A 25,605-nucleotide genomic window follows, 5' to 3' on the forward strand; every position below is an offset into this window, starting at 1 on the left:
CGCACGATATCTTTTAAGGATTCTAATTGAGGCGTATGCGCTTGACCATTTGGCCGTAACGGCGAATTTGGCTAGATGCTCGCAAGGTCCGCCGGTTCTGACGCCATCGCGCGACGAGACCCATCATCAACAGGCGATTTCCCGAACCCATGCGCGTCCTACTGATCGAAGACGATCCGATGTTCGGCACTGCGGTCGTCCGCGGATTGAGGCAGAACGGAATGACCGTGGACTGGACCCGTGACGGGCAGGACGGCTACGTCGCGCTGCAACGCGCCGAGCACGCGATCGCTCTGCTCGACGTCGGTCTGCCGGGAATGACCGGCTTCGATATCCTGAAGGCCACGCGGCGCAACAAGACGCTGCCTGTTCTGGTGATCACGGCGCGCGACCAGGTCGAGGATATGGTCGCGGGGCTGGATCTCGGCGCTGACGACTACATCGTCAAGCCGTTCGAGCTGCGCGCGCTGCTCGCGCGTATTCGCGCGATCATGCGAAGGGTCCACGACCGCTCGAATTCGCTGATGAGCAGCAAGGAAATCACGCTCGATCCATCGACTTATCTTGCGACTTTCCGCGGCATCGAATCGACGCTGTCCGCGCGCGAGTTCTCCGTGATGTACGCGCTGATGGAACGCCCCGGAACCATTCTGTCGCGCAGTCAGATCGAGAGCCGCATCTACGGCTGGAGCGACGAGGTGCAAAGCAACGCCGTCGACGTCGTCATCCACGGTTTGCGGAAACGATACGGCAAGGACATCATCAGGAACATTCGCGGCGCCGGATGGATGGTCACGAAGTCCGGGTCATGAGCTCGCTCCGCAAGACCATCACCACGCGTGCGGTGTTGTTGATGGCCGCGATCGGGCTGCTGGCGGCGGCGACGTCGTTCGGCCTCGTCGCCTATGAGATGAATAAATTTCTCGACGCCCAGTTGCAGGAGATCGCCGTCAATGTCGGTCCTGGCGAGCGGAAGGACGCAGGTCCGCTGCTCGAAAGCGAGGACGAGGATCAGCTCGTCGTGCGCATCTGGGATCGCTCCGGCGGGATCGTGCATCGCTCGGGGCCGGCGATCGATATCCCCTGGCGCCCGGTCCCGGGATTGTCCGACGAGACCGCGGACGGACAGGACTGGCGCGTCTATCGCTGGAGCCACACGCAGCACGATATACAGATCGCGCAGGCCTGGAGCGCCAGGCATGAGATCGCGTTGCATGCGGCGACCGGCGCGGCCCTTCCCCTGCTGCTCGCCGTTCCCCTGGTCTGGGCCGTGCTCGGCTGGTCGGTCAACCGGACGATGAGCGGCCTGCAGCGGCTGTCGGCCGAGATTGGCCGGCGCAGCATCGATGCGCAGGAACCGTTGCGCCCGGTCGGCGTGCCGACGGAGGTGGCTCCTCTCATCGTCGCCATCGACAAGCTGGTCGATCGTCACCGCCAGGCGCTGGAAGCGCAACGCCGGTCGTCGCGGACGCGGCGCACGAGTTGCGGACCCCGCTCGCGGCACTGCAGATCCAGGCCGAAAACCTGATCGCCACGGAATTGCCCGGGCAGGCACGCGAACTCGCCGATGAACTCCACGGCGGGGTGAGGCGCGCCTCGCGCCTTGCCAGCCAATTGCTCGAAATGGCCAGGACCGAAGGCGCCTCGGTGCAGAAGCGCAGCGACGTCGATCTCGCCGCCCTCGCGACGACGCTGCTGGCCGACTTCTATCCCCTCGCCGAGACGCGCAACGTCCAGCTCGCGATGATCACCGAGGCCCCCTGCGTGATCTCGGGTGATCGCGACACGATCGGCAAGCTCGCCGGCATTCTTCTGGACAACGCCATCCGCTATTCCGCGCCCGGCGGTTCGGTGGAGCTCAGGATCGTCAATGACGGAACGACTTGCGCAATGGATGTCGTCGATGATGGGCCGGGCATCCCGGACGAGGCGATGCCGTTCATCTACGACCGGTTTTTCAGGGCCGCGCCACAGGGCATCGAGGGGACCGGGCTTGGTCTTGCAATCGCAAAATCAACCGCCGACAAGCACGGCTTTGAATTGAAGCATCACAACCGCCACGGCGCGACCGGCGTGATCGCCCGCATCGACTTCGGCCGGGACATCATCCGGACCGCGCAGGCTTAACCGATCGTCTGCAGCGCCGGGAAGGTCTCGAGCAGCCAGATGCTCACATTCGAGACCGCGCCGGTGAGAAAGCCGATGCCGGTGATCACCATCAGCACGCCCATGGCGCGCTCGACATTGACGAGCTGACCCTTCATGCGCGCGAACAGTTTCGAGAACTGCTCGATCATCAGCGCCGCGATCAGGAAGGGAATGCCGAGGCCGGCGGAATAGACCGCGAGCAGGCCGGCCCCTTTGGTCACCGTGGCCTCGGCCGCAGCGATCGACAGGATCGCGGCCAGGATCGGACCGATGCAGGGCGTCCAGCCGAAGGCGAAGGCGAGACCCATGACGTAGGCGCCCCAGAGCCCGACCGGCTTCGGGATCGACAGCCGGCCTTCGCGCATCAGCAGGCCGATGCGCGTCAGTCCCAGGAAGTGCAGCCCCATCACGATGATGACGATCCCCGCAAGGATCGACAGCTCCGCCGACCACTCGCGGATCAGCCCGCCGATCAGCGAAGCGCTGGCGCCGAGCGCCACGAAGACCGTGGAGAATCCGAGCACGAACAGCAGCGCAGACATCATGACCGCGCGCTTCGAAGCCGAAGCCGGCTCGTCGCTCTCGACATGCTCGATCGTGGCGCCCGTGAGATAGATCAGATAGGGCGGAACCAGGGGCAGGACGCAGGGAGAGAGGAAGCTGACGAGGCCGGCAATCAGCGCCGCCGGGATCGAGACATTTTGCATGATGCAGTCGGAGCCATCTCAGGCCCTGGAGCAGCGCGCGGGGATTGCACGCGGGTCCGAGCCGCACCGGCTCTGTGTAGCCGATGCCGAAGAATGCGCAACAGAGGCGCACAAAACCCAGGCTCCTCCCGATGCCTCCTGCGATCACAGGTGCGGCATCGGGACGCGCACAAATCTCGCGCGAGCGCGAGGTCCGGCGGCGCGGCTACTTCACCACGCGGAGCAGCGGACGCCGGGGCTGGTCCTGCGTCTGCTTGGAAGGGGGCTGCGGCTCGGTTCCAGAGCTCCGCAGCATTTCGTCGCACAATGCCCGAAGGTCGGCATTGTCGATTCCATTGAGTCTCATTCGCATGTCGAGGATGACGATCGACAGCAGCTCGGCCGATTCACGGCTGTTGCTTTCGTTGAGAACCTTGCGGCACGCCTCAAGGGTTTCCAACACCGACTGCAATTGTTCGTCTGAATGCGACACCGATGTTCTTTCCGTTAACTCGGCCAGCACGACGTGATTTTGACGAGCCCCCCGGCCCCTATGTCCCGACAAGGATAGCACGAGGAATCTGCACGGCCGAAGTCGATTTCAGCGTATTTTTGCTTCGAAAACACGATTCCAGCCGGCATCGCCACATCGTGCGATCGGCCAGAGCCGAAGCCGTGTGAGGCAAAACGCCCAAAAGGCGACGATTGATCCATTCCACAGGATGTCACGAACTGCAGCGCCACGTCCGTCGATCCGGACAGCGCCAGCGATGCTCCCGCAGCCATTTCAGGGCTCGCAACGGAACGCACGTGCACCCCTCTTCCGGGCAATCCCCTGCCCGATTCCCAGCCCCTGACGCACCCTGTTACCACTCACCGGATGACGTTCAAAAGTCGTCGTTCCCCAACCCGCAGTGGTTGTGGTTTGCGCCAGATTCTGCCACTTTAGCGTCCTGAAAGGACTTGTATGCACTCCCTAGCGGAAAGGGGCGTTCCTCAGGCGGAACGCCAGAAGACAAACCTCGGTGGCCTCTCGGATTGGGATGCGGCCAGGATCTTCCTCGAAGTCGTCCGATGCGGCAGTTTCCGCTCGGCGGCCGAGCGCCTTTCTCTGTCGATCAATGCCGTCCGGCGCAGGATCGACGATTTCGAGCGCCAGACCGGTACCACCCTGTTCACGCGTGACGTGCATGGCACCCACCTGACCGACGAGGGTGCGCTGGTGGTCTCCGCCGTCGAGCGCATGGAGGCCGCGACCTTCGACGTCCTGCGGGCCAGCGATTCGATGGCCAACGCGCTCTCCGGCGAAGTCCGCGTCGCCGTCACCGAGGGCCTCGGAACGTTCTGGCTCGCCCCGCGGCTGGTCGAATTCCAGCAGGCTTATCCGAAGATCCTGGTCGACCTGCACTGCGCGATGCGCTCGGCCGACGTCTCTCGCCACGAGGCCGATGTCGCCATCCATCTGTCGCGCCCCTCCGCGCTCGACATCAAGCTGGTGCGGCTCGGCCGCATGCATCTGATGTTCTGGGCCTCGAAACAGTACATCGAGAAATTCGGCGCGCCGCGCTCCGCGATGGAGTTGATCAAGCACCGCTTGGTGCTGCAATTCGCCGACCAGATCGCGGCCAAGGAAACCTTCGAGAGCTTCTTCCCCGGCGTTCCGGAACGCGACCTGCTGGTCATGAAGACCAATGTGTCGAGCGCCAACTACTGGGCTGTCGCGAACGGTGCCGGCATCGGCGTATTCCCGAGCTATGCGATCGCGCTTGGCGGGAAATTGATTCCACTGGAGGTCGAGCTGAACCGGCCGCTGGATATCTGGTTGTCCTACCATCCCGGTAGCGGCCGAATTCCGCGCGTGCGGCACATGATCGACTGGTTGATCGACGCGTTCAATCCGTCGCGCTTCCCGTGGTTTAAGGAAGAATTCGTGCACCCGCACGAATTCAAGGACGAGTATATGGGCGAACCCCTGACCCAGCTCTTCGGGGGATTTTCAACCGAAGAACGGCGAGATTAGTATGAAAACAGCGGCGAAGAGAATGAAGCAGCGCAGTGCCGGCAAGCCCGACATTGAGCTCGGCAAGCGGATCCGTCTGCGGCGCGTCGAGATGAAGATCTCGCAGGCCGAACTGGGCGAGAAACTCGGCGTCAGCTTCCAGCAGGTCCAGAAATACGAGAAGGGCGTCAATCGCGTCGGCGCGGCTCGGCTTCAGCAGATCGCCTCCGCCCTCGACGTGCCCGTGACCTTCTTCTACGACGGCGACAACAAGGCGCGCGAAGTCGAGAGCCTGCTCTTCCTCGACTCTGCCTTCAGCCTCCGCCTGCTGCGCGCCTACAGCAAGATCAAGGACCAGACGGTGCAGCGTCAGCTCGTCTCGCTGATGGAATCGATCGCCGCCAACGAGAGCTGAGATCGGATCGATGCTCCGGCCGTCACGGCCGATGTCCAATCCGCCGCGTCGTTGGGGACGCGGCCGGATTGGACGAGATCTCGGCATCCGCGCTGGCAGCGCGCGGCCGGTTTCGTGAGGGGCGGTCAGGCCGCCCCTTTTCATTTCATTTGCCATCACCGCCCCGTCTATCGCTGCCTTCCCCGGCTCCGGCCATGCAATCACGTCGGAGGCGGATGCAGATCCCCTCGCATCGCCGCGGTTGACCCCGGCATCGCCTCGGCCGCACATTGCGTCTCGCCCACGAGACGAGCGAGCGCGCGATGCCGGACATCTCCAACACGACCGAAACTCCCTACGCCGACGGCAAGATCCTCAAGCACGCGGCCGACGGCGTCGGCGTGATCGCCTTCAACAACCCCGACAAGCACAACGCGATGTCGCTCGAGATGTGGGAGGGGTTTGGCGAGGCGCTCGCGAGCCTGCGCGACGATGACACGGTGCGCGTCGTGATCCTGCGCGGCACCGGCGGCAAGGCGTTCGTGTCGGGCGCCGACATCAGCCAGTTCGAGAAGACCCGCCACAACGCCGCGGCGTCGGAGGAGTATGCCAGGCGCAGCGAGGCGCAACGCGCGCTGCTCGCCAATTTTCCCAAGCCGACGATCGCCTGCATCCAGGGGTTCTGCCTCGGCGGCGGCATGCAGGTCGCGATGCTCACCGACATCCGCATCGCCGCGCACAGCAGCCAGTTCGGCATTCCCGCCGCCAGACTCGGCATCGCCTATGGTTACGATGGATTGCGGCACCTGGTGTCGCTGGTCGGCCCGTCCTGGGCGCGGCTCCTGATGTATACGGGCATGCGCATCGATTCCGCCGAGGCGCTGCGCATCGGGCTGATCGAGCGCGTGATCCCCGACGATCAGCTCTGGGGCGAGACCATGGCGATCGCCGAGACGATCTCGCAGAACGCGCCGCTTGCGATCAAGGCCGCCAAGATCACCATCGCACAGGTCCTGAAGGACGAGAGCCAGCGCGACATGGATGCGATCAAGGCGATCGGCAATGCCTGCATGGACTCGGCGGACTTCCGCGAGGGCCGCCAGGCCTTCATGGAAAAGCGCAAGCCGCAGTTCCAGGGACGCTGAAGCTGAACCTTCATTCAGGAAGATTAAATTCCTCACGCGCTCGCGGTGCGAAAGCAACCAATTGATCGCCCGCAAGTTCTCCCGCCACCAACGAGGGAGAATGCGATGAAACTCAAGTTTGCTGTTCTTGGTCTGGCTGCGATCGGCGGTGCCGCGCTCGCATCGGGGCAGGCAGTCGCTGCGATGCCGAACGGCATTCCGCAGGTCGACCGGATCGCAAGCGGCCCGGCTGCGGAGGTCGATCAGGTGCGCTGGGTGTGTAATCCCTGGGGCCGCTGCTGGTGGCGCCCGAACTATTACGGCGCCTACGGCTATTATGGTGGCCCGCGACGATTCTACGGCCCCCGCCCGTGGGGTCATCCTCACTGGCGTCGCTGGTGAACGACGAAGGGGCCTCTACGGGCCCCTTTTTCGGATGTCTCGTCGAGACGTCAGCTATCGTCTTTCCGCTGGAAGATTGCCGAAGACCTCGATCAGGCGAAAGCGTTCGCAGATGAGCATCATGTCCTCACGGAATTTTCCAAGCCTGCCGAAATAAGCGCGATGCGCGCGACGCCAATAGCACAGGCTGCGATCGCCCTCGCCTTCGTCGTATGCGAAGACGGCGTCGACCTCATTGAAGCGCCGATACCTGATCTCCGTGGTTTCGATGACGCATCGCGGCAGTCCTTGCCCGTCGAGAACGATCCAGCGTTCACCGGGCGTGGATAGGTTTGGCTCGTCTTCCGCGCTGCAAGTTGCTGTCTTGACGCCTTCGACGACGAGTTCGACCAGCTCGTCTGCGAGTTCCGGACTGTCGCCGAAGGCAAATCTCCGGAGGTGTCGATAACGATCAGGCACCGTCGCGCTCATGCTTCATCCGGATCTTCGCAGGCAGAACAGAGCAGCACGCCGGCGGTGTGAGCTGCTCTGCTAAAGGGCCTCCAGCACCGCTTTTGTAATGTCGGCGGTGCCATTGCTGCCGCCGAATTCCATCGGCTTGATGCCGCCGGCATAGATCCGGTCCACCGCGCGCTCGATGGTCTCGCCCGCTTCCGCCGCGCCTTCGATGCCGTGCTTGTCGGCGAGCCAGTCCAGCATCATCGCGGCGGAGAGGATCATGCCGGTGGGGTTGGCCTTGCCTTGCCCCATGATGTCGGGCGCGGTGCCGTGGCACGGCTGGAACACCGCATATTTGTCGCCGATGTCGGCCGACGGCGCCATGCCGAGCCCGCCGATCAGGCTCGCCGTGATGTCGGAGACGATGTCGCCGAACATGTTTTCCATCACCATCACGTCGAAATCCCAGGGCCGCTTGACCAGCATCGCCGAGCACGCGTCGACATAGAGCCGGTCGGTCTTCACCTGCGGATACTTCGCGGCGATCTCGTCGAAGATGCCGCGGAAGAATGCGAAGGCCTTGAACACGTTTGCCTTGTCGACGCAGGTCAGCGCCCCCGGCCTGCCGCGCGCCTTGCGCCGCTCGGCCAGGCGGAATGAGAAGTCGAACAGGCGTTCGGACGTCCTGCGGGTGATCACCATGGTTTCGCGCGCGTCCTCGTGCGTGACGACGCCCTTGCCCATCGAGGCGAACAGGCCTTCGGTCGATTCCCGGATCACCACGAGATCGATGCCGCGCTGGTCGGCGCCGACGATCGGGCTCGGCACACCCGGGATGAGCCGCGCCGGGCGCACGCCGGCATAGAGATCGAAGATGAAGCGCAGCTCGATCTGCGGCGCGATCTCGGTGTTGTCGGGATACCGTACCGACGGCAGACCGCAGGCGCCGAGCAGGATCGCGTCGGCTTCCTCGCACAGCTTGACCGTGGACTCCGGCATCGACTTGCCGGTGGCCAAATAGTTGTTGGCACCGGCCGGCGCCTCGGTGAAGCGGAAGCGCAGGTCCGATTTCGCTTCGACCTTGCGCAGCACTTCGAGCGCCGGCGCCATGACCTCGGGACCGATGCCGTCTCCGGCAAGCACGGCGATGTGGAAGGCGTTGTTTGCGGACATGGCGTGTTCCTACTCTCTCCACCGTCATGCCCGGACTCGCCCCGGGGCATCCACGTCTTGTTTTCCGCGGCGATGCGTGGATGACCGGGACAAGCCCGGCCTTGACGCGAAACAAATAGCGCTGGCTACGGCGTCAGCACCGTGCGCCCGACCACGGCGCCCTGCTGCAACTGCACCAGCGCGTCGTTGGCCTTGCTGAGCGGAGCCTTCGTCACCGGGATCGGCGCGACGTTCTTCGCGCGCACGAGGTCGAGCAGTTCCCGCGTCTCGCGCAGGTTTCCGACATAGCTGCCCTGGATGGTCACCGCCTTGATCGGGATCAGCGGCAGCGCCCAGGTCGCCCCACCGCCGAACAGGCCGACGATGACGAGCTTGCCGCCCTTGGTCAGACAGTCGAAGCCGAGCTGCGTCGTGGCGGCGTTGCCGACGAGATCGAGCACGGCGCGGATCGGACCGCCCGCCTTCTTCGCAAGCTGTTCCAGCGCATCCGGCGCCTTCGGATCGACGGTGGCGAGCGCACCGGCCTTCTCCGCCGCCTCACGTTTCCTCGCATCGATGTCGACCATGATCGCGCCCTTGCCGCCCATCGCCTTCAGCAGCGACAGCGCCATCAGGCCGAGGCCGCCGGCGCCGAACATCACGATCGGCGTGTCGAAATGCTGCTCGATCTTCTTCAGCGCGCTGTAGGTGGTGACGCCCGAGCAGGCGTAAGGCGCGGTCGTGGCCGGATCGAGCCCCTTCAAATTGAGCAGATAGCGCGGATGCGGCACCAGCATGTGATCGGAATAGCCGCCGTCGCAATAGACGCCGAGCGAGCGCGGCGCCAAGCACATGTTCTCGTCGCCGGCCAGGCACGTCGCACACTTGCCGCAGCCGATCCAGGGATAGACCAGGCCGACATCGCCGAGCTTGAGGTCGCCCTGATCCGACGGCTTGACATCCGGCCCGAAGGCCACGACTTCGCCGACGGTCTCGTGTCCCATGGTCAGCGGCAGGTTGATGCCGCGCTCCCTGAGCGACAGCGGCTTGCGGCCATGGCCGAGATCGTAGCCACCCTCCCAGATGTGCAGGTCGCTGTGGCAGACGCCGGCCGCCTTCACCCTGATCAGCACCTGTGTGCCTGAGGGCTGCGGGGTCGCCTCGTCGAACTCCTTCAGCGGCGCCTTGAAATCGGCAACCTTGAAACTCTTCATCGGCGTCCTCCCGCATGCTTGTTGTTGTCACGCCACCATGCCACGGCCGGCGAGGCGAGACAAACCCGGGGGCCGTCTTAGTTTAGGCGAGCGGATGGTGGCAAGCCGCGAACTGGCCGGGCGCGACCTGGCGCAATTCCGGTATCTCCGTGCTGCATCGCTGATCGGCCCGCGGGCAGCGGGTGCGGAAGCGGCAGCCGGATGGCGGCGCGATCGGCGACGGCGGCTCGCCGGTCGCGAGGCTCTCGGCCGGACGCACATCCGGATCGGGCACCGGGATCGCCTGCAGCAGCAGCCCGGTATAGGGATGGGCGGGCTTGGCGAACAGCTGCTCGGATGGCCCGACCTCGCAGAGCCGTCCAAGATACATCACCGCGACACGGTCGCTCACCGCTTTGACCACCGCGAGATCGTGCGCGATGAACAGCAGCGTGAGGCCGAAACGCGCCTTCATCTCCTCCAGGAGGTTGAGGATCTGCGCACGGATCGAAACATCCAGCGCCGAGACAGGCTCGTCGCAGACGATGAATTCCGGGTTCAGCACCAGCGACCGCGCGATGCTGATGCGCTGGCACTGGCCGCCGGAGAACTCGTGCGGCAGGCGGCCCGACACGAGGTCGGGATCGAGCCCGACCGCACCGAGTACCTCGTGAACGCGCCGCTTGCGTTCGGCGGCATCCTTGACGCCGGCGATGATCAAGGGCTCGGCGACGATGTCACCGATGCGCCGGCGCGGATTGAGCGAGGCAATCGGATCCTGGAAGATCAGCTGCACGCGGCGGCGCATCCTGCGCAACGCGTCACCTTCCATCGCGGTGAGGTCCTCACCGTCGAACATCACCCGGCCGGATTTGGCCCGGCGCAATTGCAGCACCGCGCGCCCCAGCGTCGACTTGCCACAACCGGACTCGCCGACCAGCCCCAACGTCTCGCCACGCGCGACCGCGAGGCTGACGCCGGAGACGGCGTGGACCGTCTTGTTGCCGACGCCGTATTCGACGACGAGGTTGTCGACGTTCAGGAGCGGCCGATCGCTTGCGGCAAGCTGCATCATGCGCCGACCCCGTCCGCCATCTGGATCGGATGGAAGCAGGCATAAAGATGCCCCGGCATTTCCGCGCCTTTCAGTTCGGGCTTGGCCTCGCGACAGCGCTCCGCTGCATAACGGCAGCGCGGCGCGAAGGAGCAGCCCTTCAGCGGCCGCGTCGGGTCGGGCGGACGGCCGGAGATGGCGGGCAATGGCGTGTGAGGCGCGGTGTCGAGCTTCGGGATCGCCGCCAGCAGCGCCTCGGTGTAGGGCATATGCATGCGCTTGAACAAGGCCTGCGTCGGCGCGCGCTCCACCACCCTGCCCGCATACATCACGGCAACCTCGTCGGCGCGGCCGGCGACGACGCCGAGATCGTGGGTGATGATGATCATTCCCATATGGCGCCGGCGCTGCTCGCGCGCCAGGAGATCGAGGATCTGCGCCTGGATGGTCACGTCGAGCGCGGTGGTCGGCTCGTCCGCGATCAGCAATCTCGGTTCGCAGGACAGCGCGATCGCAATTGCGATGCGCTGGCGCATGCCGCCGGAACATTGATGCGGATATTGCGCGAGCCGCTGCTCCGGCGCGGGAATGCCGACGGCCGCGAGCAGCTCGATGCTGCGCTTCCGCGCCGCCGCAGCGTCGAGCTCGAGATGCTCCTGGATCGTCTCCATCAACTGGGTGCCGATGGTCAGCACCGGATTGAGCGAGGTCATGGGATCCTGGAACACGACCGCGAGGTCGCGCCCGCGCAGGCGCCGCAGCCGCTCCGCATCCAGCCGGACCAGGTCCTGGCCGTCGAACATCACGCGCCCCGTGAGCTTCGCCTTCTTCGGCAGCAATTGAAGCACCGCGCGCGAGAGCATGGTCTTGCCGCAGCCGGATTCGCCGACGATGCCGAGCGTGCGGCCCGCCTCCAGCGACAGGTCGACACGATCCACCGCGCGCAGCTTGCCGCGCGGCGTCGGCAGCTCGACCGCAACGTCCTCGATGGTCAGCAGCGGCGCGCTCACAACGCCCCCTGACGCGGGTCGGTCAGCGCCCGCATGGTGTCTCCGACGAGGTTGAAGGCCAGCACGGTCAGGAACAGCGCCGCCGCCGGCAGGAAGGCCAGCCGCGGCGCGGCGTCGAGACTGTCACGCCCCTCGCCGATCATGCTGCCCCAGCTCGCCATCGGCGGCGGCACCCCGAGACCGAGGAAGGACAGCGCGCCTTCGACCACGATGGTGACGGCGACGCCGAGCAGGAAGAAGGCGAGCAGCGGCAGGATCACGTTCGGCAGCAATTCGCGCAGCAGGATGCGGGCATGGCTGGCGCCGAGGGCTTCGGCCGCGATCACGAATTCGCGCCGCGCCAGCGTCAACGTCGCCGCGCGGCCGACACGCATGAACGCGGGAATGCCGAGCACGCCGAGGATCACGGTGAGATTGGGGACCGACTGCCCGAGATAGGCCGTCACCGCGAGCGCGAAGATCAGCGGCGGAAAGGCGAGCAGCACATCCATGCTGCCGACCACCAGCGCTTCGAACCGGCCGCGGAAATAGCCGGCGAGCAGGCCGAGCGCGCCGCCGATGCCGAGGCCGATCATCGGCGCGATCAGGCCGACGGTCAGCGAGACGCGTGCACCGAAGATCAGGCGCGCGAGCTCGTCGCGGCCGAGCCCGTCGGTGCCGAGCCAGTGCTCGGCCGAGAACGCGGCGCGGCGCTCCAGCATGTCCATGTCGGTCGGGTTCTGCAGCGGCAGCACCGGCGCGAGGATCGCAAGCGCCAGCACGACCGCGAGCCAGGCACTCGCGAACCAGAACAGCAGGCCGAGCTTGCGCCTGCGCCTGACCGGCGCGGACGCCTCGTCTTCCATCGAGAGCTCAAGCGTGGCCATGGCGGATCCTCGGATCGAGCACGGCGTAGAGCATGTCGACGATGAAGTTGACGATGACGAAGCCGCAGGCGACCAGCAGCACCACACCCTGCAGGATGACGAGGTCGCGGGTATAGATCGCGCCGACCAGGAGGCGGCCGATGCCGGGCAGCGCGAAGATCGTTTCCACGATCAGCGTGCCGCCGAGCAGGCGGCCGATATTGATGCCGGTCACCGTCACCAGCGTCAGCGACGACGGCTTCAGCGCATGCACGAACAGGATCCGCGACGGTTTCAGGCCCTTCGCCTTGGCCAGCGCGATGTAGTCCTCCTGCAGGGTCGCGATCATGTCGGAGCGCAGCACGCGCATGATGCCGGGCCATTCCGCCAGCGCCAGCGTCAGCGCCGGGAGCACGAAGAAGCGCAGATTCGCGAGCGGCTCCTCGGTGAACGGCACATAGCCGGTCGCCGGCAGCCAGTGCAGCTCGACCGCGAACAGATAGATCAGCAGGATCGCCATCAGGAAGGACGGCATCGACAGCATGGCAAAGGCGCTGCCGGTCATGAAGCGGTCGAAGGCGCCGCCGGCCCGGGCGGCGCAGGCGATCGCGAGCGGCACGCCGATCATGAGCCCGATGAACTCGGCCATCAGCATCAGCTCGAGCGAGACCGGAATCCGCTCCGAGACCGCCTGCAGCACCGTCTGCCCGGTGCGGAACGAGCGGCCGAGATCGCCCTGCAACACATGCCCGAGCCAGCTCAGGTATCGCCACCACAACGGCTGGTCGAGCCCCATGTCGCGGCGAAGCGCCGCGACATTCTCCGGCGTCGCCTGATCGCCGAGGATGACGAAGGCGAGATCGCCCGGAAGCAGCGAGGCAATCAGGAATGTGAGCAGCGAGACGGCGAGCAGGACCGGCAGGATGGCCAGCAGCCGCCGCACGACGAAAGTCAGCATCCCGCGGTCATTCCAGCCAGGTGTTCGAGACGTCGATCACGCCATTGTAGATCTTCGGGAAGCCCTTCAGCTTGGCGCTCGACAGCGCATAATAGGTGTTCTGGAAGGTCCAGAACCAGATCGCTTCCTTGTTGATCAGGCGGCTGATCGCGCAATAATCCTCCGTGCGCTGACCGATATCGGCGGTGACGCGCGAATGATCGAGGAGCTTGTCGAGCTCCGGATCGGAGAAGCCGGCGAGCGCGAGCGGGCTGCCGGTGCGGAAGTTCGCATACATCTGCGGATCGGGGTCGGCGAGATCGACGATGCGCCACGGCGTCAGCTGGAACTGGCGCGAGAAGGCCCGCGACGGGATCGTGGCCTGGTCGACCTGGTCGATCTCCATGTTGGCGCCGACCCGCTTCCAGAACTGCTGCAGCACCTGGCCGATCACGCGGCCGCGCGGCGTCGCCGTCACCAGCATCTTGAAGTCGACCGGCTTGCCGTAATCCTTCAGCAGCGCCTTGGCCTTCTCGACGTCGTAAGGCAGCGCACCGTCGTCCTTGCACTTGACCCAGGAACCATCGCCATAGGGGTTGGTCGCGGGGCGGCTCAGGCCATTGCTGATCGCCTGCGACATCTTGGGACGATCGATCGACATCACCAGCGCCTGGCGCACCCGGACGTCATCGAACGGCGCCACCTTGGTGTTGAAGGCATAGACCTGAGCGCCCGAGCCCTTGTAGGTGTGCACGGTGAGCTTGGAGTCCTTCTGCGCCTTCAGGATGTTGTCGGCGTCGTTCTCGTCGTCCCAGATGATGTCGACCTCGCCTGATTGGAGCGAGGCGAAGCGCGACTGCGCGTCAGGCAGCGGCTTCAGGACGATGCGGTCGAGATAGGGATGGCCCTTGTTCCAGTAGTCCGGGTTCTTCTCCAGCACCATACGGTCGCCGGCGGTCCAGGACTTCAGGATATAGGGACCGGTGCCGACCGGATTGCGGTTGTAGTCGTCGCCCTTGGTCTTCCAGGCCGCGGGCGACTGCACGACGTTGTTGGTGCTCTGGATGCTGATCACCGCCGGCAGGTTCACGGCGGGGTCGGTGAGATTGTAGACGATGGTGTATTCGTCGGGTGCCAGCACCTCCTTGACGTTGGTGATGTAGAAGGCACAGCGGCATTTGTTGGCCGGATCCTTCTGCCGGTCGAAATTGTCCTTGAAGGCCTGCGCATTGAACGGCGTGCCGTCATGGAATTTGACACCCTGGCGCAGCTTGAAGGTCCAGGACTTGAAATCGTCCGAATGGGTCCAGGACACAGCGAGCTTCGGCGCGGCCTCGCCCTTGTCGTCGAGCGTCGTCAGCGTGTCGAAGATCGCAGCGGCGGCGGTGAAGCCCGAGGAGTCGAACACGCCGACCTTGAGCGGATCGAAACCGGGAATGTCGAGTTCCTGCCCGACGGTGATGCTGCCGCCGGACTTCTGCGCCTGCGCTGGCGCAGCGAACGCAAATGCCGCAACAAGGAAAATCGGCGCGCATTGTCGCGCTGCTGCAGCAATATTCGTCATGGTTCCTCCCGGGATTCCTCGTCCGATGTTTCGGATCGTCGAATGACTCGCCGGCGAGATTGGCGACAAAAGCGCGCCGCGGCAAGAGGAACGCACGCGAGATCAAATGCCGCATGCGCGCGGCGGATATGCTCAGCGCGTCGCCAGCGTTTTGCCTGACGGAATTGCCCCATCGGACGACAGGCCGATCTCGTCGCGGAGCACATCCGTGTGCTCGCCGAGCACCGCCATGGTCTTGCCCGGCGTCGTGTCGGTGCCGGTCATCCGGAACGGCAGATTGAGCACCTTGAACGAGCCGCCTCCGTCCTCGACGGACGAGAGCGCCTGCCGGTGCGCGATCTGCGGATCGGCCAGCGCCTCGGACACGGTGCGATAGGCCGAAGCCGGCACACCGGCAGAGCCGAGCGCGGCAAGGCATGCGTCGGTCGAAAGCTGCCGCGACCACGCCTCGACACCGTCCATCATGTCGGCCCAGTTGTCGCGGCGGACGGCATAAGAAGCGAAGCGTGGATCGGAAATCCATTCGGGACGGCCGATCACGGCCATCAGGCACTGGAACGTCTTCTCGCTGGCGACCGTGATCATGACGTAGCCGTTCGCCGTCTCGGTCGGGCCGAACATCGGGCGCGGCGGCGGCTTCACCGCGAACTGCGCGCTCTGCAGCTCGATCACCGTGAGCGTCAGCATCGACTCCAGCATGGACACGTCGATATGCTGGCCGAGTCCGGTCGCGGTCCGCTGATAGAGCGCCGCGGCGATCGCGCCGAAACCGTAGGTGCCGGTGACGACGTCGGCATGGTAGATGCCGCAATAGTCGGGACGGTCGCGGCCGGGCTGGTAGGCAAGATGAGCCATGTCGTAGCCGGAGGCCGCATGGATCACGGGCGCATAGGCCGGCAGCTCGGCGGAGGGCCCGCTCTGGCCGTAGCCCGAGATCGAGCAGTAGATCAGCCTGGGATTGACCGGACGCAGGCTGTCATAGTCGAGCCGCAGGCGGCGCATCACGCCCGGGCGAAAGTTCTCGACCAGCACATCGGCGGTCGCCGCCAGCCGGCGGACCGCCTCCTTGCCATCCTCGGACTTGAGGTCGAGCACGATGCTCTTCTTGCCGACATTGAGCTGGCCGAACACGGTGCTGCATCCCTTGCGCAGCGGTGGCCGGGTCCGCATCGTCTCGCCGCCGTCGGTCTCGATCTTGATGACCTCGGCGCCCATGTCGGCGAGCATCCGCGCACAATGGGGGCCGGCGATGGTGGTCGAAAAATCCAGAACCCGCAGACCGGCGAAGGCCTTTGTCGTCGTCCTCTCATGCTTGTCTGCTAGCTGCATGGCTGCTGCGTCCTTGCCGAGTCCGATCCCTTAGGAACCTTGGATGTTCCTTCTTGTTGGTGCGCCGAGCCTAGATGGCGGCGACCGAGTAGGAAAGTCTTTACCGAACGGGCGCGTCCGGCGGGCTGGCAGAGAATTCCAGGGGCAACTGGACCCGATCTTGCATAGCAGCAAGCGGGATCGGAAGAGGGCAATCGTTCTTGAGGGTCTTGTTCGTTACGACTGAAATGGACGATTTCGTCCGCGTCGGCGGTCTCGGTGCCGTTTCCGCCGCTCTTCCCAGGGCCCTTCGCCCTCTCGCCGATATCCGGGTGATGCTGCCCGGCTATCGTGACGTCATCGAGCAACTCACGCATATTCAGATCGTTGGACGCTGTCCCGCCTTCGCCGATATGCCGGCCTGCTCGCTCGGCCGGGCCGCAACGAAAGACGGCCTGCCGGTCTATGTGCTGTTGTGCTCACAACTCTACGACCGGCCCGGCAACCCCTATGGCGACGAGTCCGGGCGCGACTGGCCCGACAACGACATCCGTTTCGCCCGTTTTGCCTCGGCTGCGGCTGAACTCGCCGCAGGCAACCTGGACAAGAATTGGGCAGCGGACCTGATCCACGCCAACGACTGGCAGGCTTCGCTCGTGCCGGCCTACCTCGCTTGGCGCGGCACCCGGCTGCCGTCGATCCTGACCATCCATAATCTGGCCTATCAGGGACTCTTCCCGAAGGACGCGTTGCGGCGGATCGGCGCGCCGGAGAGCTCATTCCATATCGACGGCGTCGAGTTCTACGACAAGGTTTCCTTCCTCAAGGCGGGGCTGGTTTATGCTTCGCACCTCACCACCGTCAGCGGCACCTACGCGCGCGAGATCACCACGGCCGAATTCGGCTGCGGCCTGGAAGGACTGTTGCGGCTGCGCTCCGACGCCGCCGAGCTCACCGGCATCCTCAACGGCATCGACGAGAGCTGGGACCCGCGCTCCTGCGCGCAGCTCGCCCAGCAGTTCGGCGCCGGCGACTGGGTCGGCAAGAAGGCCAACGCGGACTATGTCCGCAAGCAGTTCGGACTTGCGGTGTCGCGCGGGCCGATGTTCGGCATCGTCGCGCGCCTCGTGCACCAGAAGGGCATCGACCTCGTGCTGTCGGCGGCCGACGAGATCGTCGACAGCGGCGGACAGATCGTGGTCACCGGCTCCGGAGAACCGGCGCTCGAGCAGGCGCTGATCGACGCGCATCGCCGCCGCCCTGATGCCATCGGGGTCGCCATCGGCTTCAACGATGCCCAGGCGCGGCGGATTTTCGCCGGCAGCGATTTCACGTTGATGCCGTCGCGCTTCGAGCCGTGCGGATTGAGCCAGATGTACGCCCAGCGGTTCGGATCGCTGCCGATCGGCCATCAGACCGGCGGCCTTGCGGAGACGATCACGGACGGCGAGACGGGGTTTCTGTTCTCCAGCCCCTCGCATGAATCCTTCCTCGGCGGCGTCCGCCGCGCATTCTCGGCGTTCATGGCGCATGACCAGCTCGATTCCATGCGCCGAAGCGCGATGGGACGCTCGTTCTCCTGGAACATCTCGGCCGGCAGCTATAGTGCGCTGTACCGCAAGCTGGCGCTGGCATGAGGAGAGCCGAACTCCTCCGTCATGGTGAGGAGCGAAACGGCGAAGCAATCCGGATCCTCTCCGCAGAGCTCGTCCGGATTGTTTCGCTGCGCTCGCAATAACGGCGTTCGTGGCGAAGTACGGCCTTCACCCCTTCCCTCTTTCGTCCATCTGCGGCCGTCCGATCCAGGCACGATTGAGGCAGCGGATCATCCAGTCGGGCTGCGGCTCGCCCCGCAGCCTCGCCAGCGCTTCCTGATAGGGGCCGACATAGCGCAGCCGATCGGGCAATCTCGGATAGATGCGCCGTATCCATGTCAGCGCGTTGTCGACGGCGCGGACGTCGCGTTCGTCGAGCGCAAGGCCGAAACCTTCGCGCAATCGCTCCGGCAGCAGCCGCGCGGTGAGCGCGCGATACCATCGCGGTGGCCTCAGCCATGGACGTGCACCGCCGAAGATCTGCGCGGCGATTTCGCGGGCGGCCGGGCTGACGGTCAGGATGTCCGACTGGGCCATCTGCGCGTTGTAATCCGCGAAAGCGCGCCAATCCGCCGGCAGATCGTCCGCGGTCAATCCGAACAGGCCACCGAACATCCGGCGCTCGCTCCAATAACGCTCCCGTTCCTCCGCCGAGAGCGGCGGCAGAACCAGATCGTGCGACACCAGCGCGGTCTCGACCAGCGTCGCATGAACCCAGCGCAGCGACGGGACGTCGTTGGCACGATAGGATGAGCCCGCAGCGAAGGGACCCACCGTCTGCGGCATCTGTCCGACGATCATGGTATGGCGGCGATGCAGTTGCCGGGCCGACAGCAGCGCCCTGTCGAGCGAGCCGAACACCATGGCGAAGACGATGTCGAAGGTGCGGTGGAAACGGCCGATCGGATCGGCAAAGGTGCGGGAATGCTCCGCGATCGCGGCCGCGACCCAGGGGTGTGCGAGCTGAAGCAGCAGCGCGCGGCCGGCCCCGAGAAAGATGACGGCCTCCCGGTCGACCCGCCAGGTCAGCGAAGCCGGACCGAACACGCCCTCGTCCGGTCCCGCCGCCCCGGCGCGCACGCGATCGAGCGCAGACTCCAGATCACTCCCGGACACCGGATGCATGGCCTCCCGACTGCGGACGGCCGACGATCCGCGAGGCCTGTGTCAATTCAATGAACGTGTGTGCGCTCGCGCCTAGCGTTTCGCTCCCGCCACATCCGCCGGCGTCTCCTGCGGCGGATCGTCGTCGGCGATCGCCCGCCAGGCCGCGCCGTCGAGATCGTCGTACTGGCCGCTTCGGAGCGACCAGAGGAAGCCGACGAGGCCTGCCAGTCCGAGCGCCAACGCCAGCGGGACCAGGATGACGAGGATTTCCATCACGCGATCTCCCGCGAAGCGCGGCGTGCGCGCAGCGAATTCAGCATCACCAGGATCGACGATCCGCTCATGGCGGCGGCCGCGATCAACGGAGTCACGATGCCGCTGATCGCGACAGGCACCGCCAGGACGTTGTAGCCGATCGCAAGCCAGAGGTTCTGGCGCATCAGGCTCAGCGCCTGCCGCGAGAGGTCGATCGCCGCGACGACCGGTGCCAGCGGGCGCCCCAGGAAGACGAGATCGGCCGTCGACTGGCTGAGATGCGCGGCCGAGATCGGCGACATCGAGACGTGAGCCGCAGCCAGCGAGGGTGCATCGTTCATGCCGTCGCCGACCATCAACACCTTGGCACCGCGCTGCTTCAGATCCTCGATCCGCGCGATCTTGTCGGCCGGCGTGACGCCGGCGCGCCATTCCGCGATGCCCAGGGCCTCGGCCGCTGCGATCACGGCCGGTTCCCGGTCGCCCGAGAGGATCTCGATGCCGATGTTGCGCGCCTTCAGCGCCGCGATCACGGCTAGCGCATCGGGGCGCAGGCCCTGGCGCACCGGGAAGACGAACTTCTCGCTGCCCTTGCTGAAGGCCACGATGGAGGCCTCGGGATCGAGGCGGGTCGCGTCACCAAACTGCGCTTCAGCGCCGCAGAAGGACGGACGGCCAAGGCGGACCTCGACGCCGTCGATCATCGCGCGCACACCCTGCCCGGCTTCCTCGACCGCACCGACGATCGGTGATTTCGCGTCGGCGGCACGCGCGACCGCCGCGGCGACCGGATGATGGCTCGACAACGCAAGCCGGCCGGCGAGCGCGAAGATGTCGGCGGGAATGTCCGCCGCGTTGGCAACCTCGAGATCTGGCAGCGTCAGCGTGCCGGTCTTGTCGAAAATGACGTGATCGATTTCGGCCAGCCGCTCGATGGCGTCGCCGGAATTGAGCAGTACGCCGGACCTGAACATCGCTCCCGAGGCCACCGTCTGCACCGTCGGAATGGCGAGGCCGAGTGCGCAGGGACAGGTGATGATCAGCACGGCCACGCCGGTCACGATCGCATCGTGCCAGCCGGCGCCGGCGATGACCCAGCCGAGGATGGTGAGGAGCGCGGTGGCGTGCACGACAGGCGCGTAGAGTCGTGAGGCGCGGTCGGCCAGCCGCATGTAGCGCGAGCGTGCCTGCAGGGCGTTGTCCAGAAGCCGCGTGATCTCCGCGAGCAGCGTCGCCTCCGAGGCGGCCGAAACCCGCACTCGCAGCGTGCCGGAAATGTTCATCGATCCCGCATAGACCGGCGTGCCCTGCCCGGCCGTGACGTAGAGTGTCTCGCCGGTGATCAGGCTCTGGTCGATCTCGGAACGTCCCTCGATCACGGTGCCGTCGACCGCGCAGCGCTCGCCGGGGCGCAGCAGCACGATGTCGCCGGGATGGATCGCGGCGACCGGCACCTGCGAGATTTCATCTGCCCCGATGAACTTGGCTGCGGTCTCCGCCTTCAGCGCCGCGAGATTTCCGGCGACCGCGCGGGTCCGCCGCCGCATGTTCTGGTCGAGGAAACGCCCGACCAGCAGGAACGTGAGCAGCATGATCGCCGCATCGAAATAGGCATGTTCGGCATGGTGGATGGTCTCGACCACGGACATGCCGAGCGCAAGGCAAACCCCGATCGAGATCGGGACATCCATGTTGGTGGTTTTCGCCGACAGCGCGCGCCAGGCCGAGCGGAAGAACGGCTGACCGGCATAGGCCGCCGCAGGAAGCGCGATCAGGGCCGACAGCCAGTGGAAGAAGTCACGCTGCTCGGGCAGCATGTCCGAGACGTTGCCGGACCATACCGGGATCGACAGCATCATCACGTTCATGGTGGCGAAGGCCGCGACGCCGAGGCAGCGCAGCAGGAAGCGCGATTCCGCAACCTCGGTCGCTTCCGCGCTTTCGGTCTCGTAAGGATAGGCCTTGTAGCCGAGCTCTTCGAGGCGATCGATGAAGCGGGCCGGATCGAGCGTGCCCTCTCTCCACTCCAGCGCGACGCGCCGGTCGGTGAGGTTCACGCGCGCCAGCGTGACGTCGGGAATGGCCGAGAGACCGCGCTCGATCTTGGCCATGCATCCGGCGCAATGAACGCCTTCGACGGCGAGATCGATATGCTGGAGCCCGTCGCCAACGCCGCGCACATAGTGCGAAAAGTCTCGCGTCACCTGCATGGTGCGCCCCTCTCAGTTCAGGATCACCCGGTTGCGCGACAGGAACATGCGCTCGCCCCGCACGTCGCCCTCGATCACCAAATCCCACTGGCCCGGCGCGACAAAGGCGGCATTTCCGCGATAGATGCCGATGCCGGCCTCGGTCAGCTCCACCGCGAGGTCGGCCCGCTTGTCGGTCGGCCGTTCCAGCCGGCCGCCAAACTTCAGCCCGCTCATCGGCCGGCCGGCCGCGTCGCGCGCGTCGACCTGAAGCGTTGCACCGCCGTCGGCGCGACGCTCGATATGCGCGTTGATCTGCCATTTGCGCGCGGCCTGGTCCTGTGCCGCCGAAATCTCCCGGTCATAGGTGAGGCCCGCGGCGTAGGGGCTGTCGACGTCGGTGCCGGGCAGCGTCGCGATCGCGAGCTTCATCATGGTGACGTTGACCCCGATGACGACGCCGAAGAAGGCAACCAGCATCAGGAAGACCTTGGTTCCGGTCAGCGGCTTGGATGCCATGGCAATCTCCTGATCCTAGGGCGCGACGAAATTGTCGGTGGCGGACGCGGCCTCGCCGAGCCCGATGTCGGTGACGTGGAAACGGACGGGGATCGACTTCTCCGGATTGCTCTCGGCGGGCGCGGTCACGAGCAAGCGCAGTTCGCTGGTCGAGTCGCGGGGGATCACGATCATCGGGCGGTCCGGCGTCACCGAATCGGCACCGACGACGTGAAGCGTCGCATTGACCGGCCCGTCCGCGTCGATCGCGATGACGCGGTCGTAGCCGCTCTTGTTCAGGAGCCGGACCGTATAGGCGTTCCGGATCGAGCCGTCGCTGAGCTTGACCGCGACCGGATTGCGGTCGTGCAGCACGTTGACGTCGAGCAGGCTGCGCGTCGCGAGCGTGTACAGCATGATCCCGCCGACCGCCGCGATGATCGCGCTGTAGACGATGGTACGAGCGCGTACGATGCGATAGATCGGCGCCTTGCCGTCCTGGCGGCGCTGGATGTTGATGTCGTTGTCGTAACCGATCAGGCGCGTCGGCCGGCCGATCTTCGTCATCACGTTGTCGCAGGCATCGATGCAGAGCCCGCACTGGATGCATTCGAGCTGCGGCCCGTTGCGGATGTCGATACCGGTCGGGCAGACCGCGACGCATTGATAGCAATCGACGCAGTCGCCGACATGCTCGCCGAGCGCGCGCAGCTCGATCGCCTTCTTGACCGAGGTACGCTTCTCGCCGCGGTCGTAGCGGTAGGTGACGTTGAGCGCCCACTCGTCGGTCAGCGCCGCCTGGATGCGCGGCCACGGGCACATATAGGTGCAGACCTGCTCGCGCATGTAACCCGCAAGCAGATAGGTCGTCGCGGTGAGGATGCCGATCCAGATATAGGCCATCATCGGCGCCTGAAACGTGAGCAGCTCCTTCACCAGCGTCGGCGCGTCGCTGAAATAGAGTACCCAGGCGCCGCCGGTCCACCAGGCGATCATGAGCCAGATGAAATGCTTGAGCCCGATCTCGGAGATGCGCTTGAGCGTCAGCGCGCCGGCGGCCTTGTCCTTCTTCATGCGTTCGCGGCGGTCGCCCTCGACGAAGCGTTCGACCGCATAGAACAGGTCGGTCCACACCGTCTGCGGGCAGAGATAACCGCACCAGATGCGCCCGCCGACGGAGTTCATCAGGAACAGCGCCACCGCGGCGACGATCAGCAGGCCCGTGAAGTAATAAACCTCCTGCGGCCAGAGCTCGATGAAGAAGAAATAGAAGCGGCTGTTCGGAAGGTCGATCAGCACCGCCTGGCTGGGAGCGCCGAGGCCGCGATTCCAGCGCACGAACGGCAGCAAATAGTAGACACCGAGGCAGAACGCCATCAGTCCCCACTTGATCCGGCGGAACGTGCCGGAGACGCTCTGGGGATAGACCTTCTTGTGGGCGGCGTAGAGCGGCCCATAATCGTCGTTCGATGTGAATTCGTTCGGGTTCACGGCCTTGTTCATCGCCTGGAACTTCTTGAGAGGTGCGATTAAACCTAGACCCGGCGCCGCCGCGTCAGTTGATCCAGCGCAAACGGGGGCGCTTTTCTTCGCCCCCGCCGCCCCGCCAACCCCGTTATTTGCCGCCGCCCAGCGAGTGAACGTAGACCGCCATCGCCTTGATGGTGGCGGGATCTAGCCGTCCTTCCCAGGCCGGCATCACGCCGGCGCGGCCGTTGCTGATGGTCTCGATCAGGGTCGCCTCGTCCGAGCCGTAGAGCCAGATCTTGTCGGTCAGGTTCGGCGCGCCGAGCTCCTGGTTGCCCTTGCCGCCATCGCCGTGACAGGCGACGCAATTGTCGGCAAATATCTTTTCGCCCTTGGCGGCGTCGTAGCCCTTGCGGGTCGGCAGTCCCGACAGCGACCGCACGTAATTGGCGACCGTCACGATCTCGTCCGGCTTCAGCACGCCGTCCTTGCCGAAGGCCAGCATCTGGCCCTCGTGGGTCTTGGCATGGCCGGAACGCGCGCCGTACTGGATGGTCTGCATGATCTGCTCGAGCGTGCCGCCCCACAGCCAGTCGTCGTCGTTGAGGTTCGGAAAGCCCTTCGCGCCCGCGCCGCCGCTGCCGTGGCACGGCGCGCAATTGTCGCCGAACACGGTCTTGCCCTTGGCGCGGGCAAGCACCAGCAGAGCCGGATCCTTCTCGATGTCGGCGAGCGAGGCCGCGCCCAGCGCCGCCATCTTGTCGCCCCTGATCTTCTCGAGATTGGCGAGTTCGACCGCGACGTCGGCGCGCGAGGAGTAGCCGAACAGCCCCGTGGTATTGCTCTGGATCAGCGGCCAGGCCGGATACACGATCCAGTAGCCGATCGACCAGATGATGGTGAGGTAGAAGCACATCACCCACCAGCGCGGCAGCGGCGTGTTGAGCTCCTTGATGCCGTCCCACTCATGTCCGGTCGTGGACGTGCCGGAGGCGGAATCGATGTCGCTGTGATGATCGGTCATGGTCTCTTACTCCTCCCGCAACGGCAGGTGCGCCGCTTCGTCGAACGCGGCCTTGTTGCGGGGCCAGAATGCGTAGGCGATGATCGCGAGAAAGATCGCGACGAAGATCGGCGTCCAGATCGTCGTCACGAGGCCGGACGCGAGATTGTCGAGTGTCAGGATGGCTTTCATCGTTCGTGCCTTCTCAGCGAAGATTGGCTTTCTCGTTGTAGAGCTTGAAGTCGACCAGCGTGCCGAGCATCTGCAGGTAGGCGATCAGCGCGTCCATCTCGGTCGGCGTCCCGGACTTGCCGTCGAAGTTGCGCACCACGGCCTTGGCGTAGCGCTTGCTGAAGGCATCGGTGCCGGCATTGTCCGGATCGGCCTGCGCCTTCAGGTCGGCGCCCGCATTCGCGATCTGCTCGTCGGTGTAGGGCACGCCGACCGCCCTCAGCGTCCGCATGTGGTCGGCGATCGTGTCGGGATCAACCTCGTTCTCGGCCAGGAACGGATAGCCCGGCATCACCGACTGCGGCACGATCGCGCGCGGATTGGTCAGATGGGTGACGTGCCAGTCGTCGGAATATTTCGCGCCGACGCGGGCAAGGTCGGGACCGGTACGCTTCGACCCCCACTGGAACGGATGGTCGAACATGCTCTCGGCCGCGAGCGAGAAGTGACCGTAGCGCTCGACCTCGTCACGCAGCGGCCTGATCATCTGCGAATGGCAGAGATAGCAGCCCTCCCGGACATAGACATTGCGGCCGGCGAGCTCCAGCGGCGTGTACGGCCTGACGCCGTCGACCGCCTCGATCGTGCTCTTGAGGTAGAACAGCGGGGTGATCTCGACGAGACCGCCGATCGCGATCACCAGCAGGATGCCGGCGATCAGGATGATCGAGTTCTTTTCGAAGACTTGGTGGCGTGTCCAGAACGACATGGTGGAGCTCCTCATTCCGCCGGCTGAAGAGCGACGGGCATCTGGACTTCCGCCTCGCCGACGCGAACCGTCATCCAGAGATTGTAGGCCATGATCAGCGAGCCGATCAGGAACAGCGCGCCGCCGGCGGCACGGATGATGTAGAAGGGATGCATCGCCTCGACGGTCTCGATGAAGGAATATTCGAGGAAGCCGAGCGAGGTGTAGGCGCGCCACATCAGGCCCTGCAGGATGCCGGAGACCCACATCGCCGAGATGTAGAAGACGATGCCGAGCGTCGAGATCCAGAAGTGCCAG

The 25,605-nt window shown here is 65.4% G+C and carries 28 protein-coding genes; 8 read left to right on the forward strand and 20 right to left on the reverse strand.

Going from position 1 to position 25,605, the window contains the following annotated elements; translation table 11 throughout:
- Nucleotides 1–149 precede the first annotated feature (149 nt).
- The 3 genes from QM712_RS06730 to QM712_RS06740 are packed head-to-tail and all read left to right on the forward strand — an operon-like array spanning nucleotide 150 to nucleotide 2,127.
- Complete coding sequence (locus QM712_RS06730) at nucleotides 150–812, forward strand: response regulator transcription factor (protein ID WP_415022286.1); 663 nt, start codon at nucleotides 150–152, stop codon at nucleotides 810–812.
- Nucleotides 809–1,528, forward strand: coding sequence for a hypothetical protein (locus QM712_RS06735; RefSeq protein WP_415022287.1), 720 nt, complete (start codon nucleotides 809–811; stop codon nucleotides 1,526–1,528). The genes QM712_RS06730 and QM712_RS06735 overlap by 4 nt, the downstream gene beginning before the upstream one ends.
- Entirely contained in the window at nucleotides 1,483–2,127 is a 645-nt protein-coding gene (locus QM712_RS06740) for a sensor histidine kinase (RefSeq protein WP_415022288.1), read from the forward strand. The genes QM712_RS06735 and QM712_RS06740 overlap by 46 nt, the downstream gene beginning before the upstream one ends.
- Here QM712_RS06740 and QM712_RS06745 read toward each other — a convergent pair.
- Nucleotides 2,124–2,855, reverse strand: a complete 732-nt coding sequence (locus QM712_RS06745) for a cytochrome c biogenesis CcdA family protein (RefSeq protein ID WP_415022289.1) — start codon at nucleotides 2,853–2,855, stop codon at nucleotides 2,124–2,126. The two genes, QM712_RS06740 and QM712_RS06745, sit on opposite strands and share 4 nt — an antisense overlap.
- Nucleotides 2,856–3,060: 205 nt before the next feature.
- A complete protein-coding gene (locus tag QM712_RS06750) occupies nucleotides 3,061–3,327 on the reverse strand; it encodes a hypothetical protein (protein ID WP_415022290.1) in 267 nt (88 codons plus the stop codon).
- Nucleotides 3,328–3,801: 474 nt separating this feature from the next.
- Here QM712_RS06750 and QM712_RS06755 point away from each other — a divergent pair, with 474 nt between their 5' ends.
- The 4 genes from QM712_RS06755 to QM712_RS06770 all read left to right on the forward strand — a co-directional run bounded on the left by QM712_RS06755 (nucleotide 3,802) and on the right by QM712_RS06770 (nucleotide 6,753).
- Nucleotides 3,802–4,854, forward strand: coding sequence for a LysR family transcriptional regulator (locus QM712_RS06755; protein WP_415022291.1), 1,053 nt, complete (start codon nucleotides 3,802–3,804; stop codon nucleotides 4,852–4,854).
- 22 nt (nucleotides 4,855–4,876) lie between these two features.
- Nucleotides 4,877–5,248, forward strand: a complete 372-nt coding sequence (locus QM712_RS06760; protein ID WP_020608151.1) for a helix-turn-helix domain-containing protein — start codon at nucleotides 4,877–4,879, stop codon at nucleotides 5,246–5,248.
- A gap of 302 nt (nucleotides 5,249–5,550) precedes the next feature.
- Complete coding sequence (locus QM712_RS06765) at nucleotides 5,551–6,372, forward strand: enoyl-CoA hydratase (protein WP_415022292.1); 822 nt, start codon at nucleotides 5,551–5,553, stop codon at nucleotides 6,370–6,372.
- A gap of 105 nt (nucleotides 6,373–6,477) precedes the next feature.
- Entirely contained in the window at nucleotides 6,478–6,753 is a 276-nt protein-coding gene (locus QM712_RS06770; RefSeq protein WP_415022293.1) for a hypothetical protein, read from the forward strand.
- A gap of 54 nt (nucleotides 6,754–6,807) precedes the next feature.
- On the opposite strand, the gene QM712_RS06775 is transcribed toward QM712_RS06770, so the two are convergent.
- From QM712_RS06775 to QM712_RS06815, 9 genes are all read right to left on the reverse strand, one after another.
- Nucleotides 6,808–7,224, reverse strand: coding sequence for an ASCH domain-containing protein (locus QM712_RS06775; protein WP_415022294.1), 417 nt, complete (start codon nucleotides 7,222–7,224; stop codon nucleotides 6,808–6,810).
- Between the two features lie 60 nt (nucleotides 7,225–7,284).
- Nucleotides 7,285–8,364 carry an isocitrate/isopropylmalate dehydrogenase family protein gene (locus tag QM712_RS06780; protein ID WP_415022295.1) on the reverse strand — a complete coding sequence of 360 codons (1,080 nt, stop codon included), beginning with the start codon at nucleotides 8,362–8,364 and terminating at the stop codon, nucleotides 7,285–7,287.
- Nucleotides 8,365–8,489: 125 nt separating this feature from the next.
- A complete protein-coding gene (locus tag QM712_RS06785; protein ID WP_415022296.1) occupies nucleotides 8,490–9,557 on the reverse strand; it encodes an alcohol dehydrogenase in 1,068 nt (355 codons plus the stop codon).
- An 82-nt stretch (nucleotides 9,558–9,639) separates the two neighbouring features.
- Entirely contained in the window at nucleotides 9,640–10,611 is a 972-nt protein-coding gene (locus QM712_RS06790; RefSeq protein WP_415022297.1) for an ABC transporter ATP-binding protein, read from the reverse strand.
- Nucleotides 10,608–11,600 carry an ABC transporter ATP-binding protein gene (locus QM712_RS06795; protein ID WP_415022298.1) on the reverse strand — a complete coding sequence of 331 codons (993 nt, stop codon included), beginning with the start codon at nucleotides 11,598–11,600 and terminating at the stop codon, nucleotides 10,608–10,610. The genes QM712_RS06790 and QM712_RS06795 overlap by 4 nt, the downstream gene beginning before the upstream one ends.
- Nucleotides 11,597–12,466 (reverse strand): ABC transporter permease, encoded by an 870-nt coding sequence (locus QM712_RS06800; RefSeq protein WP_415022299.1) that lies wholly within the window; start codon nucleotides 12,464–12,466, stop codon nucleotides 11,597–11,599. Before QM712_RS06800 ends, QM712_RS06795 begins: the two co-directional genes overlap by 4 nt.
- Nucleotides 12,453–13,403, reverse strand: a complete 951-nt coding sequence (locus tag QM712_RS06805) for an ABC transporter permease (RefSeq protein WP_415022300.1) — start codon at nucleotides 13,401–13,403, stop codon at nucleotides 12,453–12,455. The genes QM712_RS06800 and QM712_RS06805 overlap by 14 nt, the downstream gene beginning before the upstream one ends.
- 7 nt (nucleotides 13,404–13,410) lie before the next feature.
- Complete coding sequence (locus QM712_RS06810; RefSeq protein ID WP_415022301.1) at nucleotides 13,411–14,946, reverse strand: ABC transporter substrate-binding protein; 1,536 nt, start codon at nucleotides 14,944–14,946, stop codon at nucleotides 13,411–13,413.
- Nucleotides 14,947–15,078: 132 nt separating this feature from the next.
- A complete protein-coding gene (locus QM712_RS06815; protein ID WP_415022302.1) occupies nucleotides 15,079–16,275 on the reverse strand; it encodes a CaiB/BaiF CoA transferase family protein in 1,197 nt (398 codons plus the stop codon).
- Nucleotides 16,276–16,475: 200 nt separating this feature from the next.
- On the opposite strand from QM712_RS06815, the gene glgA reads away from it, so the two are divergent.
- Entirely contained in the window at nucleotides 16,476–17,891 is a 1,416-nt protein-coding gene (gene glgA / locus QM712_RS06820) for a glycogen synthase GlgA (RefSeq protein ID WP_415022303.1), read from the forward strand.
- A gap of 126 nt (nucleotides 17,892–18,017) precedes the next feature.
- Here the strand turns inward: glgA and QM712_RS06825 are convergent, their stop codons facing one another.
- The 9 genes from QM712_RS06825 to QM712_RS06865 all read right to left on the reverse strand — a co-directional run.
- Nucleotides 18,018–18,974, reverse strand: a complete 957-nt coding sequence (locus QM712_RS06825) for an oxygenase MpaB family protein (RefSeq protein WP_415022304.1) — start codon at nucleotides 18,972–18,974, stop codon at nucleotides 18,018–18,020.
- A gap of 72 nt (nucleotides 18,975–19,046) precedes the next feature.
- A complete protein-coding gene (gene ccoS, locus QM712_RS06830) occupies nucleotides 19,047–19,229 on the reverse strand; it encodes a cbb3-type cytochrome oxidase assembly protein CcoS (protein WP_415022305.1) in 183 nt (60 codons plus the stop codon).
- Complete coding sequence (locus QM712_RS06835; protein ID WP_415022306.1) at nucleotides 19,229–21,421, reverse strand: cation-translocating P-type ATPase; 2,193 nt, start codon at nucleotides 21,419–21,421, stop codon at nucleotides 19,229–19,231. Before QM712_RS06835 ends, ccoS begins: the two co-directional genes overlap by 1 nt.
- A gap of 12 nt (nucleotides 21,422–21,433) precedes the next feature.
- A complete protein-coding gene (locus tag QM712_RS06840; protein WP_415022307.1) occupies nucleotides 21,434–21,919 on the reverse strand; it encodes a FixH family protein in 486 nt (161 codons plus the stop codon).
- Nucleotides 21,920–21,934: 15 nt separating this feature from the next.
- Nucleotides 21,935–23,401, reverse strand: coding sequence for a cytochrome c oxidase accessory protein CcoG (gene ccoG / locus QM712_RS06845; RefSeq protein ID WP_415022308.1), 1,467 nt, complete (start codon nucleotides 23,399–23,401; stop codon nucleotides 21,935–21,937).
- A gap of 112 nt (nucleotides 23,402–23,513) precedes the next feature.
- On the reverse strand, nucleotides 23,514–24,389 hold the full coding sequence (gene ccoP, locus QM712_RS06850; RefSeq protein WP_415022309.1) for a cytochrome-c oxidase, cbb3-type subunit III: 876 nt from the start codon (nucleotides 24,387–24,389) through the stop codon (nucleotides 23,514–23,516).
- A 6-nt stretch (nucleotides 24,390–24,395) separates the two neighbouring features.
- The gene (locus QM712_RS06855; protein ID WP_415022310.1) at nucleotides 24,396–24,560 is read right to left on the reverse strand and encodes a cbb3-type cytochrome oxidase subunit 3; all 165 of its coding nucleotides are present in this window, start codon (nucleotides 24,558–24,560) and stop codon (nucleotides 24,396–24,398) included.
- 13 nt (nucleotides 24,561–24,573) lie between these two features.
- On the reverse strand, nucleotides 24,574–25,308 hold the full coding sequence (gene ccoO / locus QM712_RS06860; protein ID WP_415022311.1) for a cytochrome-c oxidase, cbb3-type subunit II: 735 nt from the start codon (nucleotides 25,306–25,308) through the stop codon (nucleotides 24,574–24,576).
- An 11-nt stretch (nucleotides 25,309–25,319) separates the two neighbouring features.
- Nucleotides 25,320–25,605: cbb3-type cytochrome c oxidase subunit I (locus tag QM712_RS06865; RefSeq protein WP_415022312.1), on the reverse strand; the 286-nt coding region annotated here is incomplete at its 5' end.

Source organism: Bradyrhizobium sp., from assembly GCF_047605465.1.
Taxonomy (GTDB): domain Bacteria; phylum Pseudomonadota; class Alphaproteobacteria; order Rhizobiales; family Xanthobacteraceae; genus Bradyrhizobium.

Coding starts and splice junctions, on each gene's coding strand:
- QM712_RS06800 (WP_415022299.1), bottom strand. CDS start 12,466: ATGGCCACGCTTGAGCTCTCGATGGAAGACGAGGCGTCCGCGCCGGTC.
- QM712_RS06790 (WP_415022297.1), bottom strand. CDS start 10,611: ATGATGCAGCTTGCCGCAAGCGATCGGCCGCTCCTGAACGTCGACAAC.
- ccoP (WP_415022309.1), bottom strand. CDS start 24,389: ATGACCGATCATCACAGCGACATCGATTCCGCCTCCGGCACGTCCACG.
- QM712_RS06760 (WP_020608151.1), top strand. CDS start 4,877: ATGAAGCAGCGCAGTGCCGGCAAGCCCGACATTGAGCTCGGCAAGCGG.
- QM712_RS06810 (WP_415022301.1), bottom strand. CDS start 14,946: ATGACGAATATTGCTGCAGCAGCGCGACAATGCGCGCCGATTTTCCTT.
- QM712_RS06815 (WP_415022302.1), bottom strand. CDS start 16,275: ATGCAGCTAGCAGACAAGCATGAGAGGACGACGACAAAGGCCTTCGCC.
- QM712_RS06840 (WP_415022307.1), bottom strand. CDS start 21,919: ATGGCATCCAAGCCGCTGACCGGAACCAAGGTCTTCCTGATGCTGGTT.
- QM712_RS06755 (WP_415022291.1), top strand. CDS start 3,802: ATGCACTCCCTAGCGGAAAGGGGCGTTCCTCAGGCGGAACGCCAGAAG.
- QM712_RS06745 (WP_415022289.1), bottom strand. CDS start 2,855: ATGCAAAATGTCTCGATCCCGGCGGCGCTGATTGCCGGCCTCGTCAGC.
- ccoS (WP_415022305.1), bottom strand. CDS start 19,229: ATGGAAATCCTCGTCATCCTGGTCCCGCTGGCGTTGGCGCTCGGACTG.
- ccoG (WP_415022308.1), bottom strand. CDS start 23,401: ATGAACAAGGCCGTGAACCCGAACGAATTCACATCGAACGACGATTAT.
- ccoO (WP_415022311.1), bottom strand. CDS start 25,308: ATGTCGTTCTGGACACGCCACCAAGTCTTCGAAAAGAACTCGATCATC.
- QM712_RS06825 (WP_415022304.1), bottom strand. CDS start 18,974: ATGCATCCGGTGTCCGGGAGTGATCTGGAGTCTGCGCTCGATCGCGTG.
- QM712_RS06730 (WP_415022286.1), top strand. CDS start 150: ATGCGCGTCCTACTGATCGAAGACGATCCGATGTTCGGCACTGCGGTC.
- QM712_RS06780 (WP_415022295.1), bottom strand. CDS start 8,364: ATGTCCGCAAACAACGCCTTCCACATCGCCGTGCTTGCCGGAGACGGC.
- QM712_RS06805 (WP_415022300.1), bottom strand. CDS start 13,403: ATGCTGACTTTCGTCGTGCGGCGGCTGCTGGCCATCCTGCCGGTCCTG.
- QM712_RS06855 (WP_415022310.1), bottom strand. CDS start 24,560: ATGAAAGCCATCCTGACACTCGACAATCTCGCGTCCGGCCTCGTGACG.
- QM712_RS06765 (WP_415022292.1), top strand. CDS start 5,551: ATGCCGGACATCTCCAACACGACCGAAACTCCCTACGCCGACGGCAAG.
- QM712_RS06770 (WP_415022293.1), top strand. CDS start 6,478: ATGAAACTCAAGTTTGCTGTTCTTGGTCTGGCTGCGATCGGCGGTGCC.
- QM712_RS06735 (WP_415022287.1), top strand. CDS start 809: ATGAGCTCGCTCCGCAAGACCATCACCACGCGTGCGGTGTTGTTGATG.
- QM712_RS06775 (WP_415022294.1), bottom strand. CDS start 7,224: ATGAGCGCGACGGTGCCTGATCGTTATCGACACCTCCGGAGATTTGCC.
- QM712_RS06835 (WP_415022306.1), bottom strand. CDS start 21,421: ATGCAGGTGACGCGAGACTTTTCGCACTATGTGCGCGGCGTTGGCGAC.
- QM712_RS06785 (WP_415022296.1), bottom strand. CDS start 9,557: ATGAAGAGTTTCAAGGTTGCCGATTTCAAGGCGCCGCTGAAGGAGTTC.